This is a genomic window from Halomonas sp. CKK8 (genome assembly GCF_029625235.1).
Lineage (GTDB): Bacteria > Pseudomonadota > Gammaproteobacteria > Pseudomonadales > Halomonadaceae > Halomonas > Halomonas ventosae.
The window spans coordinates 3595666-3613756 of sequence record NZ_CP121193.1; the positions used below are offsets into that span (position 1 = coordinate 3595666).

14 protein-coding genes are annotated in these 18091 nt (G+C 69.5%); 9 read left to right on the plus strand and 5 right to left on the minus strand.

Going from position 1 to position 18091, the window contains the following annotated elements:
* Positions 1 to 159: 159 nt before the first annotated feature.
* The 3 genes from P8934_RS17015 to P8934_RS17025 are packed head-to-tail and all read left to right on the plus strand — an operon-like array spanning position 160 to position 4227.
* Positions 160 to 933 (plus strand): GntR family transcriptional regulator, encoded by a 774-nt coding sequence (locus P8934_RS17015; protein ID WP_106229354.1) that lies wholly within the window; start codon positions 160 to 162, stop codon positions 931 to 933.
* 17 nt (positions 934 to 950) lie between these two features.
* Complete coding sequence (locus tag P8934_RS17020; RefSeq protein WP_278034055.1) at positions 951 to 2852, plus strand: ATP-binding protein; 1902 nt, start codon at positions 951 to 953, stop codon at positions 2850 to 2852.
* The gene (locus P8934_RS17025; RefSeq protein WP_278032038.1) at positions 2845 to 4227 is read left to right on the plus strand and encodes a sigma-54 dependent transcriptional regulator; all 1383 of its coding nucleotides are present in this window, start codon (positions 2845 to 2847) and stop codon (positions 4225 to 4227) included. Before P8934_RS17020 ends, P8934_RS17025 begins: the two co-directional genes overlap by 8 nt.
* On the opposite strand, the gene P8934_RS17030 is transcribed toward P8934_RS17025, so the two are convergent.
* The 3 genes from P8934_RS17030 to P8934_RS17040 all read right to left on the minus strand — a co-directional run bounded on the left by P8934_RS17030 (position 4203) and on the right by P8934_RS17040 (position 6858).
* Positions 4203 to 4874: a metal-dependent hydrolase gene (locus P8934_RS17030; RefSeq protein ID WP_278032039.1), complete on the minus strand. Its 672-nt coding sequence runs from the start codon at positions 4872 to 4874 to the stop codon at positions 4203 to 4205. The two genes, P8934_RS17025 and P8934_RS17030, sit on opposite strands and share 25 nt — an antisense overlap.
* A gap of 87 nt (positions 4875 to 4961) precedes the next feature.
* Complete coding sequence (locus P8934_RS17035) at positions 4962 to 5504, minus strand: gamma carbonic anhydrase family protein (protein WP_278032040.1); 543 nt, start codon at positions 5502 to 5504, stop codon at positions 4962 to 4964.
* A 13-nt stretch (positions 5505 to 5517) separates the two neighbouring features.
* Positions 5518 to 6858, minus strand: a complete 1341-nt coding sequence (locus tag P8934_RS17040; RefSeq protein WP_278032041.1) for a sodium-dependent transporter — start codon at positions 6856 to 6858, stop codon at positions 5518 to 5520.
* A 104-nt stretch (positions 6859 to 6962) separates the two neighbouring features.
* Here P8934_RS17040 and prlC point away from each other — a divergent pair, with 104 nt between their 5' ends.
* The 5 genes from prlC (at position 6963) to P8934_RS17065 (ending at position 14599) form a co-directional block, all read left to right on the plus strand.
* Complete coding sequence (prlC, locus tag P8934_RS17045) at positions 6963 to 9011, plus strand: oligopeptidase A (protein WP_278032042.1); 2049 nt, start codon at positions 6963 to 6965, stop codon at positions 9009 to 9011.
* A 48-nt stretch (positions 9012 to 9059) separates the two neighbouring features.
* On the plus strand, positions 9060 to 9305 hold the full coding sequence (locus tag P8934_RS17050; RefSeq protein WP_278032043.1) for a YheV family putative zinc ribbon protein: 246 nt from the start codon (positions 9060 to 9062) through the stop codon (positions 9303 to 9305).
* A 5-nt stretch (positions 9306 to 9310) separates the two neighbouring features.
* Positions 9311 to 11023, plus strand: a complete 1713-nt coding sequence (locus tag P8934_RS17055; RefSeq protein ID WP_278032044.1) for a Na/Pi symporter — start codon at positions 9311 to 9313, stop codon at positions 11021 to 11023.
* A gap of 308 nt (positions 11024 to 11331) precedes the next feature.
* A complete protein-coding gene (locus P8934_RS17060) occupies positions 11332 to 12318 on the plus strand; it encodes a TAXI family TRAP transporter solute-binding subunit (RefSeq protein WP_278032045.1) in 987 nt (328 codons plus the stop codon).
* 94 nt (positions 12319 to 12412) lie between these two features.
* On the plus strand, positions 12413 to 14599 hold the full coding sequence (locus tag P8934_RS17065; RefSeq protein ID WP_278032046.1) for a TRAP transporter fused permease subunit: 2187 nt from the start codon (positions 12413 to 12415) through the stop codon (positions 14597 to 14599).
* 83 nt (positions 14600 to 14682) lie between these two features.
* Here the strand turns inward: P8934_RS17065 and metF are convergent, their stop codons facing one another.
* On the minus strand, positions 14683 to 15531 hold the full coding sequence (gene metF / locus P8934_RS17070) for a methylenetetrahydrofolate reductase [NAD(P)H] (protein WP_278032047.1): 849 nt from the start codon (positions 15529 to 15531) through the stop codon (positions 14683 to 14685).
* A gap of 140 nt (positions 15532 to 15671) precedes the next feature.
* Here metF and P8934_RS17075 point away from each other — a divergent pair, with 140 nt between their 5' ends.
* Positions 15672 to 16610: an AEC family transporter gene (locus P8934_RS17075; RefSeq protein ID WP_278032048.1), complete on the plus strand. Its 939-nt coding sequence runs from the start codon at positions 15672 to 15674 to the stop codon at positions 16608 to 16610.
* Position 16611: 1 nt separating this feature from the next.
* Here the strand turns inward: P8934_RS17075 and ahcY are convergent, their stop codons facing one another.
* Positions 16612 to 18021 carry an adenosylhomocysteinase gene (ahcY, locus tag P8934_RS17080; protein WP_278032049.1) on the minus strand — a complete coding sequence of 470 codons (1410 nt, stop codon included), beginning with the start codon at positions 18019 to 18021 and terminating at the stop codon, positions 16612 to 16614.
* Between the last annotated feature and the right edge of the window lie 70 nt (positions 18022 to 18091).

Sequence of the window (18091 nt, forward strand, 5' to 3'; positions counted from 1 at the left end):
TAGTCTATCGCCTTCAACGCTTTTCCCAACACCCTGATGTAGCAGGAGAAATTCAGGCTGCCTGACGCAGCGACCGCGAGCCGTTGACGCGGTGTTTGGTAATACCAATTTGATGGCGATACCATGCCGACTTTCACCACGTGTTCCGGAGCCACCACCATGGCCTATCAGCCCGTCCGGCAGCCTCGCCTTGCCGACGTCATCACCGAGCGCCTCGAAGCGCTGATCCTCGAGGGCAGCCTGAAGCCCGGCCAGCGCCTGCCGCCGGAGCGCGAACTGGCCGAGCGCTTCGGCGTCTCGCGCCCCTCGCTGCGCGAGGCCATCCAGAAGCTGTCGGCCCGCGGCCTGCTGACCAGCCGCCAGGGGGGCGGCACCTTCATCAGCGAGGAGCTCAACAGCGGCTACAGCGACCCGCTTCTGGAGATGCTCTCCCGCCACGGGGAGTTCCACCTCGACCTGCTCGAGTTCCGCGACGCCATGGAGGGCATCTCCGCCTACTATGCGGCCCTGCGCTCCACGCCCACCGACAAGGCACTGCTGATCAAGCGCTTCGAGGAGCTCGAGGCCTGCTTCAAGGGGCGTGACCCGGCGCTCGAGGCCCGCGCCGACGCGGCCTTCCACATGGCCATCGCCGAATCGGCCCACAACGTTCTGCTGCTGCATACCATCCGCGGCATCTTCCACCTGCTGGAGAAGAGCATCGTCGACAACCTGGCCCACCTGTTCGAGAAGCCCGAGTCGCGCCCCCTGCTGATGCAGCAGCACCGCGCCCTGCTCGATGCCATCCTCGAGGGCCGGGCCGAGGACGCCCGCACCCGCGCCCACGAGCACCTGGTCTTCGTGGAAGAGGGGCTGCTCGAGGTCGAGCGCGCCGAGACCCGGGCCCAGCGTGCCCTGCGCCGCGCCCAGGTCATGCCCGCAACCTCGCGCTGAGGCCGGGCATGCCGATGATGTCCCGCCGCCGGGTCCGCCAGCTGCTCTGGCTGCTGATGCCCCTCGGGCTGGTGCTCGCCATGTGGCAGGCCGCCCTGCTGGCCCGTGACCAGGCCCTGCAGGAGCTGCGCCAGGACGCCGAGAACGAGCTGCGCCTCTCGGCGGCGAGCCTGGTCGGGCACCTCTCGCGCCACGACTACCTGCCCGACCTGCTCGCCTCGCGGGAGATGGTCAGGCGTTTCCTGGCCTCCCCGGAAAGCCAGGATCCCATGCCGCTCAACCGGCTGCTCGACCGCTTCCGGGCCACCGCCGGCGTCTCCGACATCTACCTCATCGACCGCCACGGCGACACCCTGGCCGCCAGCAACTGGCACCGCCCCAACACCTTCATCGGCCAGAACTACGCCTTCCGCAGCTACTTCCAGGAGGCCATCGCCGGTCACACAGGGCGCTTCTATGGCCTGGGCGTGCAGTCCCGTGAGCGCGGCTACTACTTCTCGGCTCCGGTGTGGCTGGACGACACCGCACCGGATGCCAGCCCCGATGGCGTCATGGTGGTGAAGGTGCTGCTCGACACCCTGGAGGCGAGCTGGGCGGAGCAGGATGCCGAGCTGCTGGTCACCGACGAGGACGACATCATCTTCATGGCGAGCCGCCCGGAGCTGCGCATGCGGGCCCTGCAGCCGCTCACCGGGGACGAGCGCGAGGCGCTGCTGGACACCCGTCGCTACGCCGATGAGCCCCTGGCCCCCGCCGGCATCGAGATCACCGACACCCCGGGCGAGCACAGCCAGCGCGTCGGCTTCCGGCGGGGCCCGCTGGCCGGGGACGACTACCTGGGCCTGTCGCGCCCCATGCCGGCGTTCGGCTGGGAGCTGCATATCCTCAAGTCGCTGGCCCCGGTGATCCAGGCCCAGTGGCTCGCCGCCCTGCTCGCCGGCGGCCTCTACGGCGTGGTGGTCCTGGCCGGCGGCATCGGCTGGCAGCGCCTGCGACTGCGCCGCGAGCGCGAGCAGTTCGCCGACCGCGAACGGCGCACCCTGGCCCGTGCCCGCGACGAGCTGGAGCTCAACGTGCAGCGACGCACCCGCGACCTGGTCGAGACCAACCGGCGCCTCTCCGGCGAGATCGAGGAGCGCCGCCGCGCCGAGGAACGCCTGCGCCAGACCCGCGACGAGCTGGTCCAGGCCGCCAAGCTCGCCGTGCTCGGCCAGCTCGCCGCCGGCATCAACCACGAACTCAACCAGCCGCTGGCGGCGATACGCGCCTATGCCGAGAATGCGTCCGAGTTCCTGGCCCGCAGCCGCACCGAGGCGGCAAGCGGCAACCTGGCGCAGATCATCGAGCTCACCGAACGCATGGCCGAGATCAGTGCCCAGCTGCGCCAGTTCTCGCGCAAGAGCGGCGACAGGCCCACCAGCGTCTCGGTCGCGGCCTGCTTCGGCTACGCCCTGCGGCTCTTCCAGTCGCGGCTGCGCGATGCCGGGGTCACCGTCGAACGCGACTGGCCCGCGCAGGAGGCCTGGGTGCGCGCCGACCTGGTGCGCCTGGAGCAGGTGCTGGTCAACCTGATCGGCAACGCCCTGCAGGCCATGGCCCGGACCGAGGCGCCGTGTCTACAGCTGGGCATCGAGCCCGACGGCGACGAGGTGAGGATCCGCGTCATCGACAACGGCCCCGGCATCGCCGAGGCGCACCTGGGGCGGATCTTCGAGCCCTTCTTCACCACCAAGTCACCGGGCAGTGGCCTGGGCCTGGGACTATCGATCTCGGCGCGCATCATCGACGACCTGGGCGGCCGGCTGGCCGCGGACAACGCCCCTGGCGGCGGTGCCCGCTTCACCATTACCCTGCCCCGCGACCCCGGTCCCGAGGCGACCGGCGACACCAGGCCCGAGGAGCACGACACCCATGCATGAGCCGGCGACCCTTCCGGTGATGATCATCGACGACGAGGCGCACCTGCGCATCACCGCCGGCCAGACCCTGGAACTGGCGGGGTACGAGCCCCAAGCCTTCGAGAGTGCCGAGGACGCCCTGGCGGCCCTGACGCCGGACTTCCCCGGGGTGATCGTCAGCGACATCCGCATGCCCGGCATGGACGGCATGACCCTGCTGCGCGAGGTGCGCGGCCGCGACCCCGACCTGCCGGTGATCCTGATCACCGGCCATGGCGACATCTCCACCGCCGTGGAGGCGATGCGCGAGGGCGCCTGGGACTTCCTGGAGAAGCCCTTCGCCGGCGAGCGCCTGGTGGAGATGGTCCGCCGCGGCATCGACAAGCGCCGCCTGAGCCTCGAGAACCGCGCGCTCAAGGCCGAGCTCGAGGCCCAGCAGTCGGCACCGGGCCCGCGCCTGGTGGGGCGCACCCCGGCCATCCAGCGCCTCGCCTCCATGGTCCAGCGCATCAGCCAGGTGGAGACCGACGTGCTGCTGTTCGGCGAGACCGGGGCCGGCAAGGACCTGGTGGCACGAGCGATCCACGAGCGCAGCCGCCGCGGCGGCCACCCCTTCGTGGCCATCAACTGCGGCGCCGTCCCCGAGAGCATCATCGAGTCGGAGCTGTTCGGCCACGAGAAGGGGGCCTTCACCGGGGCGGTGGAGCGGCGCATCGGCAAGTTCGAGCATGCCCAGGGCGGCACGGTGTTCCTCGACGAGATCGAGTCGATGCCGCTGTCGCTGCAGGTCAAGCTGCTGCGGGTGCTGCAGGAGCGCTCCATCGAGCGCCTCGGGGCCAACGTGCCGGTCCCCCTGGACCTGCGCGTGATCGCCGCCACCAAGGTCGACCTCAAGGCCGCGGCCGAGGCGGGACGCTTCCGCGAGGACCTCTACTACCGGCTCGAGGTGGTCACCCTGCCGATTCCCCCGCTGCGCGAGCGGCGCGAGGATATCCCGCTGCTGTTCCAGCACTTCGCCGTGGTCGCCGCCAACCGCAGCGGCCTGGAGGCACCGCCACTGGATGCCGCCGGCATCTCGGCGCTGCTCGCCCACGGCTGGCCAGGCAATGTGCGCGAGTTGCGCAACCTGGCCGAGCGCTATGTGCTGCTCGGCGCCACCTGCGACTATCGCCTGGATGCCCTGCTCGAGGGGGTGGGCAGCGATAGCGGCGACCTGGCCCTGCCCCAGCAGGTGGAACTGTTCGAGAAGAGCCTGATCGACCAGGCCCTGGCCCGCCACCGCGGCCGCGTCTCCGAGGCCTGCGAGCAGCTCGGCCTGCCGCGCAAGACCCTCTACGACAAGCTCAGGAAGTACGGCCTCAAGGCCGAGGACTACCGCCAGAGCGAGGCGCCCTGACGGAGCAACTCGCGCAGCGCCCCCCAGGGGGGCAGCCAGGGGGCCAGGCTGGCCGCCGCCATCAGCATCACCAGGGAGTTGCCCGGCTGGCGATAGTCGAACAGCTTGAGCGCCGTACCGAAGGAGCGCTTGATGCGCGTCCCCTCCAGGTCGACGCTGTAGAGCTCATCGAGCAGCAGGTGGAGCAGCGTACCCAGCACCAGCGCCAGCCCCTGGGCCCAGGCCATCCAGGCCTCCTGCAGGAGCCACTGGTAGCTGGCCACCGTGGTCGCCAGCCCGCACAGCAGCGATGCCAGCAGCGAATGCCAGATGCCCCGGTGCACCGAGAAGCGCCGGAACACGGCGCTCAGCACATAGCGCACGCCGACATAGAGGCCGCCACAGGCGACGATGAGCCTCCCCGGGCCGAGCCACCCCTGCAGCAGCAGGGCGCCCACCACCACCGACAGCACGGCGAGCAGGGTGAAGATCAGGCGGATCGCATGGGAGTTGTCGGCATCGACATCCGGCAGGATCCCGCCGAAAGCGGTCAGGATGGCCAGGGAAGCGGCGTCGGTGGCGGACAGCGGGGTGGCCTGCCAGGCGCCCAGACCTAGCAGCGAGCCACCGGCCACGGCGACGCCGAGGTGGGTGCGAAAATCGGCCATGTGCAGAGACTCGAGAATACTGGATGAAAACCCAGATTATGCGCAGCATGGCCAGAAAAAACAATCAGTTGCCAATTGGCGACGGGCTCAGTCGGCCAGGTACTCGTCCTTCAGCCTGACGTAGTTCCCGGCGGTATAGGGGAAGAAGGCCCGCTCGGCCTCCTTGAGCGGGCGCAGCGCCTTGGCCGGGTTGCCGGCGTAGACGTGGCCGCTCTCCAGGCGCTTGCCCGGCGTCACCACGGCACCGGCGGCGATGATCACCTCGTCCTCGACCACCGCACCATCCATGACGATGGCCCCCATGCCCACCAGGATACGGTTGCCCAGGGTGCACCCGTGGAGGATCGCCTTGTGGCCAATGGTCACCTCCTCGCCGATGGTCAGCGGGAAGCCGTCGGGGTTGAAGTCGCTGGCATGGGTGATGTGCAGCACGCTGCCGTCCTGAACGCTGGTGCGCGCGCCGATGCGGATGCGGTGCATGTCGCCGCGGATCACCGCCATGGGCCACACCGAGCAGTCGTCGCCCAGCACCACGTCACCCAGCACCATGCAGGCCGGGTCGATATAGACCCGCGCGCCCAGCTGCGGCGTCCGTCCCTTCCAGGGTCGCAGGCTCGTTGCCTCGCTCATTGCTCACCTCGTCTCAGATCAGTCCGGCCAACAATACTACCAGCGTCAGCGGGATCGACACCCAGCGCACCAGGGCCCGCCAGGCACGAAAGCCGTTTGGGCCGGCATCCAGCGCCCGCAGGGTGGTCTCCTCGGGCATCACCCAGGCGGCGAAGATGGCGATCAGCAGCCCGCCCAGCGGCAGGAAGATCTCCGGGGGAATGGTGCTGACCAGCTCGAAGGGGTTCATGCCGAACAGCACCCGGGTCTCTGCCAGGCTCGAGAAGGAGAGCACCGAGAGCATCCCCAGCCCCCAGACCGCCAGGCCCACCACGGCCGCCGCCGGCCCCCGCCCGAGGCCCCAGCCCTGCAGGGTGGCGACCATGGGCTCGGCCAGGTTGATCGAGGAGGTCCAGGTGGCCAGCAGCAGCAGCAGGAAGAACAGCGAGAGCCACAGCGGCCCCCCGGGCAGCTCGGCGAAGGCCACCGGCAGGGTGACGAACATCAGTCCCGGCCCCTCGCCGGGATCCATGCCCTGGGCAAACACCACCGAGAAGATGGCGATACCGGCCAGCAGGGCCACCGTCACGTCGAGCACCGCCACCGAGGCGGCGGCCCGGGGCAGGCTCTGGTGGTCGGGCATGTAGGCGCCATAGGCCATCAGCGCACAGGCGCCCACTGCCAGGGTGAAGAAGGCATGGCCCATGGCCTGCAGCATCACCATGGGCGTCACCGCCGAGAGGTCGGGCAGGAACAGCCAGGCCAGTGCCGGACCGAAGCCCTCGGTGGTGGCCGCGTAGCCCGCCAGCACCAGCAGCAGCAGGTAGAGCATCGGCATCAGCAGGTTGTTGAGCTTCTCCAGCCCCTTGGCTACCCCGGCGGCGACCACCAGCATGGTCATCACCAGGAAGAGGGTATGGTTGAAGGTCATGCGCCCGGGATCGGCGAGGAAGGCATCGAAGCCGGCGCCGATCTCCGCCGCGCTGCGCCCCACGAAGTCGCCGTTGACCGTGGCTACCAGGAATTCGATGGACCAGCCCGAGACCACCGAGTAGAAAGAGAGGATGCAGAACACCGTGAAGGCGCCGAACAGGCCCAGCCAGCGCCAGTGGCGACTCGCCCCGGCCTGGCCGGCCAGGTGGCCCAGCGACTGCATGGGGCTGCGGCGCCCGGCACGGCCGATCAGGATCTCGGCCATCATCACCGGCAGCCCCAGCAGCAGCACGAAGGCCACGTAGAGCAGCAGGAAGGCAGCGCCGCCGTTCTCCCCGGTGATGTAGGGGAAGCGCCAGATGTTGCCCAGCCCCACCGCCGCCCCGGTCACTGCCAGGATGAAGGCGCGCCGGGTGCTCCAGCGCTCCAGCGTCTCGTTCATGGGTCCACTCCGCGAGCCTGAAAAGGGCGCAAGCCTAGCACATTGAAACCCGCCGCGGCCGCCCGCATCTAAGACCCGTTCCCCACTCCCGACCCGAGGTGTGCATGTCCCGCAATCCGCTGCTCGACCCCCACGAACTGCCCCCCTTCGATGCCATCCGGCCCGAGCACGTGGTGCCGGCCATCGAGGCGCTGCTGGCGGAAAACCGCACGGCCATCGAGGCGCTCGTGGCACGCGCCGACACGGCCGCCCCGAGCTGGGAGAGCCTGGCCGCCCCGCTGGAGGCCCTCAACGACCGCCTGGCGAGGGCCTGGTCGCCGGTCTCGCACCTCAACGGCACCATGAACAACCCCGAGCTTCGCGAGGCCTACCAGGCCTGCCTGGGCAAGCTCTCCGACTACAGCACATGGATCGGCCAGCACGAGGGGCTCTTCCGGGCCTGGCAGGCACTGCGTGACGGCCCCGCCTGGGAGGCCCTCGACGAGGGCCAGCGGCGCACAGTGGAGAACGCGCTACGCGACTTCCGCCTCGCCGGCGTGGACCTGCCCGCCGAGAAGAAGCGCCGCTACGGCGAGATCAAGTCGCGGCTCTCCGAGCTCTCCAACACCTTCTCCAACCAGCTGCTGGACGCCACCCAGGCCTGGCACCTGGACCTCGCCGACGAGGCCCGCCTCGCCGGCCTGCCCGAGAGCGCCCTGGCCAGCCTGCGGGCCAATGCCGAGGCCAAGGGGCTGGCCGGCTACCGCATCACCCTGGATTTTCCCAGCTTCTTCCCGGTGATGACCTACGCCGAGGACCGCGAGCTGCGCCGCGAGGTCTACACCGCCTTCGTCACCCGCGCCTCCGACCAGGGTCCCAACGCCGGCGAGTACGACAACGCCCCGGTGATGGAGGAGGTCCTCGCCCTGCGCCACGAGCTGGCCGAGCTGCTGGGCTTCAGCGACTACGCCGACTACTCGCTCTCCACCAAGATGGCCGAGTCGCCCGACCAGGTGGTTACCTTCCTCGAGGACCTCGCCGCCCGCGCCGTCCCCCAGGCCCACGAGGAGTATGCGGAGCTCGCGACCTATGCCCGCGACGAGCTGGGCATGGAGTCCCTGGCGCCCTGGGACGTGGGCTTCGCCAGCGAGAAGCTGCGCGAGGCGCGCTACGCCATCTCCGATGAGCAGCTTCGACCCTACTTCCCCGCCCCGCAGGTGGTCGACGGCCTCTTCCGGGTGGTCGAGCGCCTCTACGGCGTCACCTTCGCGGAGGACGAGACGGCCCCGCGCTACCACCCCGACGTGCGTTACTTCCGCATCCTCGAGCACGGCGCCCCCATCGCCGGCTTCTACCTCGACCTCTATGCCCGCGAGGGCAAGCGCGGCGGCGCCTGGATGGACGAGTGCCGGGTCCGCCGCCTCGAGGGCGACGCGGTGCAGCTGCCGGTGGCCTACCTGACCTGCAATTTCACCCGCCCGGTGGGAGACGCCCCGGCGCTGCTGACCCACGACGAGGTCACCACCCTCTTCCACGAGTTCGGCCACGGCCTGCACCACATGCTGACCCGCCAGACCGTCGCCGACATCTCGGGGATCAACGGCGTGGCCTGGGACGCGGTGGAGCTGCCCAGCCAGTTCATGGAGAACTTCTGCTGGGAGCGCGAGGGGCTCGACCTGATCGCCGGCCACGTCGAGACCGGCGAGCCGCTACCCGAGGCGCTCTTCGAGCGGCTGCTTTCGGCCAAGAACTTCCAGTCCGCCATGGGCATGGTGCGCCAGCTGGAGTTCTCGCTGTTCGACTTCCGCCTGCACCGCGAGCTCGCGGCGCCGAGCGCCACCGACATCCAGGCGCTGCTCGATGCGGTGCGCGATGCCGTCGCCGTGGTCCCGCGGGCCGACTTCAACCGCTTCCAGAATGGCTTCGGCCACATCTTCGCCGGCGGCTATGCGGCGGGCTACTACAGCTACAAGTGGGCCGAAGTGCTCTCCGCGGATGCCTGGAGCGCCTTCGAGGAAGCCGGTATCTTCGACCCCGAGACCGGCCGGCGCTTCCGCACCGAGATCCTCGAGCGCGGCGGCTCGCGCGATGCCGCCGAGCTGTTCCGCGCCTTCCGCGGCCGCGAGCCCAGCGTCGAGCCCCTGCTGCGCCACAGCGGCATCCGTGCCGCCTGAGAAGGTTTTGCCGCCGGGCCCGCCTGGCGGCTCCATGATGGAGACGACATGACCGTCCAGAAACGTTTTATCGCCGGCGCCATCTGCCCGCGCTGCGCCGAGATGGACCGTATCCGCAGCTGGGAGCAGAACGGTATCCGCTATCGTGACTGCGTCAGCTGTGACTTCTTCGAGCAGCTGCCCATCGAGGACGAGGCCCTGCCGGAGCTCGAGACCCGGGTCAACCGCGAGCGCGAGGAGCAGGCGCGCAGCGACCTGCAGACCGTGAAGATCCTCGACCCGAAAGGGCACTGACGCCCATGGGCCAGGGAGCGGCCACCGTCCTGCTGCCGCAGCGCCGCCTGCTCGAGCTGCTCGGGCTCGCGGCCGCGGCGGCGCTGCTGGTCACACGACTCGATCTGGCCACCCTGGCCGCCGGCCTGGGTCTCTTCCTGTGGGGCATGACCCACCTGGAGGAGGCCATCAAGCGCCTCTCCGGCGGCACCCTGGACCGCTGGCTGCACGCCGCCACCCGCCGCACCTCGCGGGCCATCGCCGTGGGCGCCCTGGCAACCGCGCTGGTCCAGTCCAGCTCGCTGGTGACCCTGCTGGCCATGTCCTTCGTCGGCGCCGGCCTGGTGGCCCTGCCTGCCGCCATCGCCCTGCTCTTCGGCGCCAACCTCGGCACCACCACCGGCGCCTGGCTGATTGCCGGCTTCGGCCTCAAGGCCGATCTCGCCCAGTATGCGATGCCGCTGCTGGCCCTGGGGCTGCTGGGCTCGCGGCTGCTGCAGGGCAGTCGTGCCGGCATCGCCGGCCTGCTGCTCGGCGTGGGCCTGCTGCTGCTGGGCATCGACTTCATGAAGCTGGGCTTCGAGACCTGGCAGGATGGCCTCTCCCTGGACGGCCTGGCCGGCGAGCACCTCTGGCACTGGCCGCTGCTGGTGCTCTTCGGTGTCATGGCTACCGTGGTCATGCAGTCCAGCCACGCCACCCTGCTGATCACCCTCACCGCGCTGGCCTCCGGCCAGCTGCCCTACCTGCCGGCCCTGGCCATCGCCATCGGCGCCAACGTCGGCACCACCGTGACCGCGGTGATCGGGGCCTTCGGCGCCAGCACGGCCGGCCGACGCCTGGCCGGGGCCCACGTGATCTTCAACCTGGTCACGGCGGCCGTGGCCCTGGCCCTGCTGCTGCCGCTGGCCGGGCTGGTGGACCGGCTCGCCGCGCTGATGGGCCTGGCCGCCAGCGCCTGGCCGCTCAAGCTGGCGCTCTTCCATACCCTCTTCAACGGCCTGGGCATCCTGCTGATGCTGCCCTGGATCCCGCGGCTGGCCGGTGGCCTGGAGCGGCTCCTTCCCGAGCCGGCAAGGCTCCCCCCGTCCCAGGCGCGCTACCTGGAGACCAACGCCCTGCAGCATGCCGACACGGCCCTGGCAGCCATCGAGCAGGAGTGCCGGCGACTCGACCGGCGCACCTACCACCTGCTCGCCTCGGCCATCCTGGTGCCCAGCGCCGAGGCGATCGGCCACCCGCCCGACCGGGCCGTGATCGCGGCGCCCATCGTCCCCGAGGAGTGGCCTCTGGTGAACGTGCGCTACCACGAGCAGATCAAGCCGCTGATGGCGGAGATCCTCGACTTCTACTCGCGCATCGACACGCCCCTCACCGCGGCTCAGGAGGCCCGCCTGGAGGCCCTCTATGCCCGCACCCTGCGCCTGGTCGAGGCCGTCCGCTTCGGCGAGGTGCTGCAGCGCAGCCTGCTGCGCCATGCCACACCGGCGAGCCCCCTTCGCGAGGCCCACGACGACCTGCGCATGGCCCTCGCCGAGGGCCTGAATCGCCTGGCCAACGACCCCGGTGCCCGCGACATCGAGGCGCCCCTGGAGGAGGTCCGTCGCCACTGGCAGCACGAGCTGGCCGAACGGTTGCGACAGCACCGCCTGGATCCCTGGCTCGCCTCCTCGCTGATGAACGACCTCCACCAGGCCAGCCGGCTGACGGCGGCCCTGACCTCGCCCGACGACGCCTGAACGAGGCGACCAGGCCCCATAGCCTGTGTGGAAATCCGCACACCGCACCCTCCGTGCCGTGCGGAATCCCGGCCCCACCCCGCCAGCACCGCTTCGACAAAGGTCGAACGACTCATTCATAACGCACTGATCTATCAGTGATTCGAATATCCAGGCATGCCGATTGCCCTGATATGTGCGTTGATGCCACCCCGGCCTGGCTCACGGCAGGTCCCGCTACCGGTGACCATACTGGGAAACGGCATGCAGCCCCGGGCAAGACGGCCCGGGCAGATGACAAGAGCACAACCGCACACAGGAGACACGCCATGCGCAACGCAACCTCACGGATCCTCGCCGGCACCCTGGCCGGCTCCCTGCTGGTCGCCGCCTCGGCCTCGGCCCAGTCGGACCGCAGCGACTGGCCCGAAAGCTTCACCGTGGGCACCGCCAGCCAGGGCGGCACCTACTTCGTCTACGGCTCCGGCTGGGCCAACCTGATCGCCGACGAGCTGGGCATCTCCGGCGGCGGCGAGGTCACCGGCGGCCCGACCCAGAACATGGCGCTGGTCCATGGTGGCGACGTCGCCCTGGGCCTGACCACCATGGGTCCGGCCGCCGAGGCCCTGGCCGGCGAGAGCCCGCTCGCCCCGGGCGTGCCCATGGACAACGCCTGCGCACTCTTCCCGATGTACGAGACGCCCTTCTCGATCACCGCGCTGGAGGGCAGCGGCATCGAGTCGATCGCCGATATCCCGGAGGGTGCCCGCATCGGTTTCGGCCCGGCGGCCTCCACTTCCGACACCTACTTCCCGGCCATGCTCGAGACCCTGGGCGTGGACTTCGATCGCCGCAACGGGGGCTGGTCCGACCTCGGCGGCCAACTGCAGGACGGCCTGATCGACGTCATCGCCTTCGCGGCCGGCATCCCGATTCCCGCCGTCAGCCAGCTCGAGGTGCAGACCGACGTGAACATCATCGAGTTCACCGAGGAGGAACAGCAGACGGTGCTCGAGAACTTCCCGGTCTCCGAGTTCCAGATCCCGGCCAGCACCTACGAGACCCTCGAGGAGGATGCCCGCGCCGTCTCCATGTGGAACTTCACCATCGCCGGCTGTGACCTGCCGGAGGACTTCATCTACGAGGTCACCAAGCTGAGCCTGGAGAACAACGACCGCATGCGCGACGTCCACCGCAGCGCCGCGACCAGCATCCCGGAGAACATCAAGTACAACAAGGTACTGCCCTTCCACCCGGGTGCCGTGCGCTGGTACGAGGAGAACGGCTACGAGATCCCGGAAGACCTGAAGCTGTAAGCCGTTGATCTGACCGACCGCCCCGTACCGCGCCACGCCAAGGCGGTGCGGGGCAGTTCCCGTGCTCCTCCGCCATCCCCCCAAGGGTGTCCCCATGTCCTATACCCCCGAATCCCGTGACGACGCGTCAAGCGACGACGTCGTCGAGACCGTCAACGCCGAGGGCGTCGACGAGGCCGCCGTGGAGTCCAACCGGCGGCTCTATACCGGCTGGCAGTGGCTGCTCTTCGGCGCACTGGCCATCGCCTACTCCGGCTTCCATCTGGTCTCCCTGAACGTCTATCCGCTGGAGACCTGGTCGTTTCGCATCGTGCACATCGCCGGCGCCCTGGTTCTCGGCTACGGCCTCTATGCCGGCACCCGCTTCGCCGACGAGGACGAGCGCCGCTCTGCCACCTGGCTCGCCTGGGTGAGCTACGCCATGCTCGTGCCCGCCCTCTACGCCCTGGTGCGGGTGGTGATGATTTACCAGGCGATGAGCGGCGGCGCCATGCGCATCGCCCCGGAGATCGAGGCCTGGCACTTCGGCTATCCGCTGATACTGGCCACCGCGGCCGGCATCCTGCTCTCCTGGAGCTATCGCCAGTTCCGCGACCGTCTCTCGCCGGCCGACCTGGTGCTGATGGTCTGCGCCCTGGCCGTGGCCGGCTACCTGCTGGTGATGTTCAACAGCCCGCTGCGCGCCTCCACCGGCACCTCCTTCGCGCCCATGGGCATCTCCTACGCGGCCATCGCCGGTTCGCTGCTGATCCTCGAGCTGACGCGCCGCGTCGCCGGCCTGGCCCTGGTGGTGATCTCCGCCATCTTCCTGGTCTACGTCTTCGCCGGCCCCTACCTGCCGGGCTTCCTCGGCTATCCCGGGCTCTCGGTGGGCCGCTTCTTCAGCCAGGTCTATACCGACGCCGGCATCCTCGGGCCGACCACCGCGGTCTCCTCGACCTACATCATCCTGTTCATCATCTTCGCCGCCTTCCTGCAGGCCTCGAAGGTGGGCGACTACTTCGTCAACTTCGCCTTCGCCGCGGCCGGGCGCGCCCGTGGCGGCCCCGCCAAGGTGTCGATCTTCGCCTCCGGCCTGATGGGCATGATCAACGGCACCAGCGCCGGCAACGTGGTCTCCACCGGCTCGCTGACCATCCCGCTGATGATGAAGGTGGGCTACCCGGGGCGCAGCGCCGGGGCCATCGAGGCCGCCGCCTCCACCGGCGGGCAGATCATGCCGCCGATCATGGGCGCGGGGGCCTTCATCATGGCCGAGATCACCGGCATCCCCTACACCGAGATCGCCGTGGCGGCGCTGATCCCCGCCATCCTCTACTTCGCCTCGATCTACTTCATGGTGGACTTCGAGGCGGCCCGCAAGGGCATGCGCGGCATGCGCAAGGACGAGATCCCGCTGTTCTCCAAGCTGATCAAGCAGGTCTACCTCTTCGCGCCGATCATCATCCTCATCGCCGCACTGTTCATGGGCTACTCGGTGATCCGCGCCGGCACTCTGGCCACCGCCTCGGCCGCCGTGGTGAGCTGGTTCTCGCCCCACAAGATGGGGATCCCCGCCATCCTCAGGGCCCTGCAGCTGGCCGGCACCATGGCCATCCAGATCATCGCCGTGTGCGCCTGCGCCGGGCTGATCGTCGGCGTGATCTCGCTGACCGGGGTCGGCGCACGCTTCTCCTCGCTGCTGCTCGGCCTGGCCGGCGTCAGCCAGCTGCTGGCGCTGTTCTTCGCCATGTGCATCTCGATCCTGCTGGGCATGGGCATGCCGACGACCGCCGCCTACGCGGTGGCCGCCTCGGTGGTCGCACCGGGCCTGATCAACATCGGCATCCAGCCGCTGGTGGCGCACTTCTTCGTGTTCTACTTCGCGGTGGTCTCGGCCATCACCCCGCCGGTGGCCCTGGCCTCCTATGCGGCGGCGGGCATCTCGGGCGACAACGCCATGGGCACCTCGGTGGCCTCGTTCAAGATCGGCCTGGCGGCCTTCATCGTGCCCTTCATGTTCTTCTACAGCCCGGCGATGCTGATGGAGGGCAGCGCGCTGCAGATCCTGCGCGTGGGCGTGACCGCCACCCTGGGCATCGTGCTGCTGGCGGCCACCGTCCAGGCCTGGTTCTTCGGGCCGGTCAAGGCCTGGCAGCGCCTGGTGATGCTGCTCGGAGCGCTGTGCATGATCTACGGCGGCATCTATTCCGACATCGCGGGCCTCGCCATCGGCGCGCTGATGTTCCTGATGCAGCGCGGCCGCCACGGCGGCGGGGGCAAGGCCGTCGCCGCCGGCTGACCAGGAGCCCCCTGTAACGCAACGGGCCCCGCCAATGGCGGGGCCCGTTGCGTTGCGCCGTGGCAGGGTCAGCCGGGCTGCGCTCAGCCGGTGATGTTGTCGAGGATGCGCAGGCAGGGGGTCGCCTGGTTGAGCGTATAGAAGTGAAGGCCCGGGGCCCCGCCGTCAAGCAGCCGCTGGCAGAGCCGCGACACCACCTCCTCGCCGAAGGCGCCGATGGCCTCGCTGTCGTCGCCATAGCTCTCGAGCTGCTTGCGGATCCAGCGCGGGATCTCGGCGCCGCAGGCGTCCGAGAAGCGCGCCAGCTTGGTGTAGTTGGTGATGGGCATGATGCCGGGCACGATGGGAGCCTGGACGCCCAGGGCACGCGCACGATCGACGAAGTGGAAGTAGGACTCGGCGCTGAAGAAGTACTGGGTGATGGCGATGTCGGCGCCGGCCTTCATCTTGCGGGCGAAGTTGGCCAGGTCCTGTTCGAGGTTCGCCGCCTGGGGATGGGACTCCGGGTAGGCGGCCACGGCGATCTCGAAGTGGTCGCCGGTCTCCTCGCGGATGAACTCGACCAGCTCGTTGGCGTAGCGCAGCTGGCCGATGCCGCCCCCGCCCATGCCGGAGGGCATGTCGCCGCGCAGGGCCACCAGGCTGTCGATGCCCTCCTCCCGGTAGCGCGCGAGCAGCTCGCGGAGCGCGCCCTTGTCGCTGCCGATGCAGGAGAGGTGCGGCGCGGTGGTGAAGCCCGACTCGCGCACCATGTGCACGGTGTTCAGGGTGCGCGCCTGGGTGGAGCCGCCGGCACCGTAGGTGACCGAGAAGAAGCGCGGCGCGCGGCTGGCCAGGGCGTCGCGGACGCCGACCAGCTTCTCGCGCCCGGCATCGGTGCTGGGCGGGAAGAACTCGAAGCTGATCCCCAGCGGGTGTTCCTGCGTGCTCATCGGCTTACCTCATGAAAATGATGCATATTGCGGCTATTCTGACGGCTGGCCTGGCTGCCGACCAATGAAAGATACGCGAGGCTGCATCAATCCTGTTCATGCAGAGGCGGTCCCAGGGCCGCCATGACCCAGGGAAGGACATGACCCCGATCGACCCCGGCACCCTGATGGGCCCGCTCTGGACCCTGCTCGCCTATATCGGCCTGGGCTGGCTGGCCGCCCGCCGGCTGGCGGTGGACCCGCGCCCCGTCGCCACCCTGCTGATCTACCTGGTCGCCCCACTGACCTTCTTCCGCGGCCTGGTCCAGGGCGGGCCCACGCCCGGCTACCTGCTGCTCACCGCGGCGCTGTTCGCGCTGGCCAGCCTGGTCGCCGTGATCGTCCATCAACTGGCGAGGCGCGGCTTCGCCCCCCAGGAGAGCGCCCTGCTGGCCTTCTCCTCCGGCACCGGCAACACCGGCTACTTCGGCCTGCCGGTGGCCCTGGTGCTGCTGCCGCCCCAAGGGGTGACGCTCTACCTCTTTTGCGTGCTGGGGGTGACCCTCTACGAGTTCACGGTGGGCTTCTACTTGAGCGCCCGGGGGCAGTTCTCGGTGCGCCAGAGCCTGGCCAAGATCGCCCGGCTGCCGCTCATCTACGCCTTCCTCGCCGCCCTGCTGGTGAGCGGGCTGGAGCTCGGGGTGCCGGATGCGGTGATGCAGGGGCTGGCCGCCTTCCCGGCGACCTACACCCTGCTCGGCATGATGATCATCGGCATGACCCTGGGGCGGGTCAGCGTGCGGGAGTTCGACCTGCGCTTCATCGGCGCCTGCGTGGCGATCCGCTACGGCCTCTGGCCGCTGCTGTCGCTGGCCGCGGTGCTGGGCCTGCAGGCCCTCTTCCCGCTGTCGGGGGAACTGGCCCTGGCGCTGCTGCTGATCGGCGTGGTGCCCATGGCCGCCAACGTGGTGGTGGTGGCCATGGAACTCGGCATCGCCCCGGAGAAGGGCGCCCTGGCGGTGCTGATCACCACCCTCGCCGCGCCGCTGCTGATCCCGCTCTATCTGACGCTGATGATGCGCCTGACCGGGCTCTCGTGAATCAGTAGCGGTAGGCGTCGGGCTTGTAGGGGCCGTCGACGGCGACACCGGTGTAGTCGGCCTGCTCCTCGGTCATGCGGGTGACCACCCCGCCGAAGCCCTGCACCATGTAGCGGGCCACCTCCTCGTCGAGGTGGCGCGGCAGCACCGTCACGCCGAGGGCGTCACGACGGTCGCCCTCGGGCAGCTCGGCGAAGCGGCCATCGAAGAGGTGGATCTGCGCCAGCACCTGGTTGGCGAAGGAGCCATCCATCACCCGGGAGGGATGGCCGGTGGCGTTGCCCAGGTTCACCAGGCGGCCCTCGGAGAGCAGGATCAGGTAGTCGCGGCTGTCGGGGTCGAACCTCCCCGGCTTGCTGTCGCGGTAGATCTGGTGCACCTGGGGCTTCACCTCCTCCCAGTGCCAGTGGCGACGCATGTAGGCGGTGTCGATCTCGCTGTCGAAGTGGCCGATGTTGCAGACCACCGCGCCGGGCTTGAGCGCCTGGAGCATGGCGGCGTCGCAGGCGTGGATGTTGCCGGTGGCGGTCACCACCAGGTCGATCCGCGAGAGCAGGTCGCGGTCGATGCTCTCCAGGCCGCGGTTGATGCCCTCGCGGTAGGGCGAGACCACCTCATAGCCGTCCATGCAGGCCTGCATGGCGCAGATCGGGTCGATCTCCACGATGCGCACGATCATGCCCTCCTGGCGCAGCGAGGCGGCCGAGCCCTTGCCCACGTCGCCATAGCCCACCACCAGCGCCTGCTTGCCGGCCAGCAGGTGGTCGGTGGCGCGCTTGATGGCGTCGTTGAGCGAGTGGCGGCAGCCGTACTTGTTGTCGTTCTTCGACTTGGTGACGGCATCGTTGACGTTGATCGCCGGCACCTTCAGCAGGCCGTCGCGCAGCATCTCCTGCAGGCGATGCACCCCGGTGGTGGTCTCTTCACTGATGCCGTGGATGGCGTCCAGCAGCTCGGGGCGCTTCTCGTGGAGCAGCGCCGTCAGGTCGCCGCCGTCATCCAGCACCAGATTGGGGGTCCAGCCGTCGGGGCCCTCCACGGTCTGCTCGATGCACCACCAGAACTCCTCCTCGCTCTCGCCCTTCCAGGCGAACACCGGGATGCCGGCGGCGGCGATGGCGGCTGCGGCGTGGTCTTGGGTGGAGAAGATGTTGCAGGACGACCAGCGCACCGTGGCCCCCAGGTCCACCAGGGTCTCGATCAGCACCGCGGTCTGGATGGTCATGTGGATGCAGCCGGCGATACGCGCGCCGACCAGGGGCTGCTCGCCGCGGTACTTGTCGCGGATCGTCATCAGCGCCGGCATCTCGGTCTCGGCGATGCGGATCTCGCGACGTCCCCAGTCGGCGAGGGAGAGATCGGCGACCTTGCAGTCGGTGGCCACGGGGGCGGAAACGGCGGGGTGGTTCATCGAGCGACACCTCTTCGGGACGACAAGCGTGACCCTCACTATAGGCAGTGAGCCCAACCCCGGACAACCA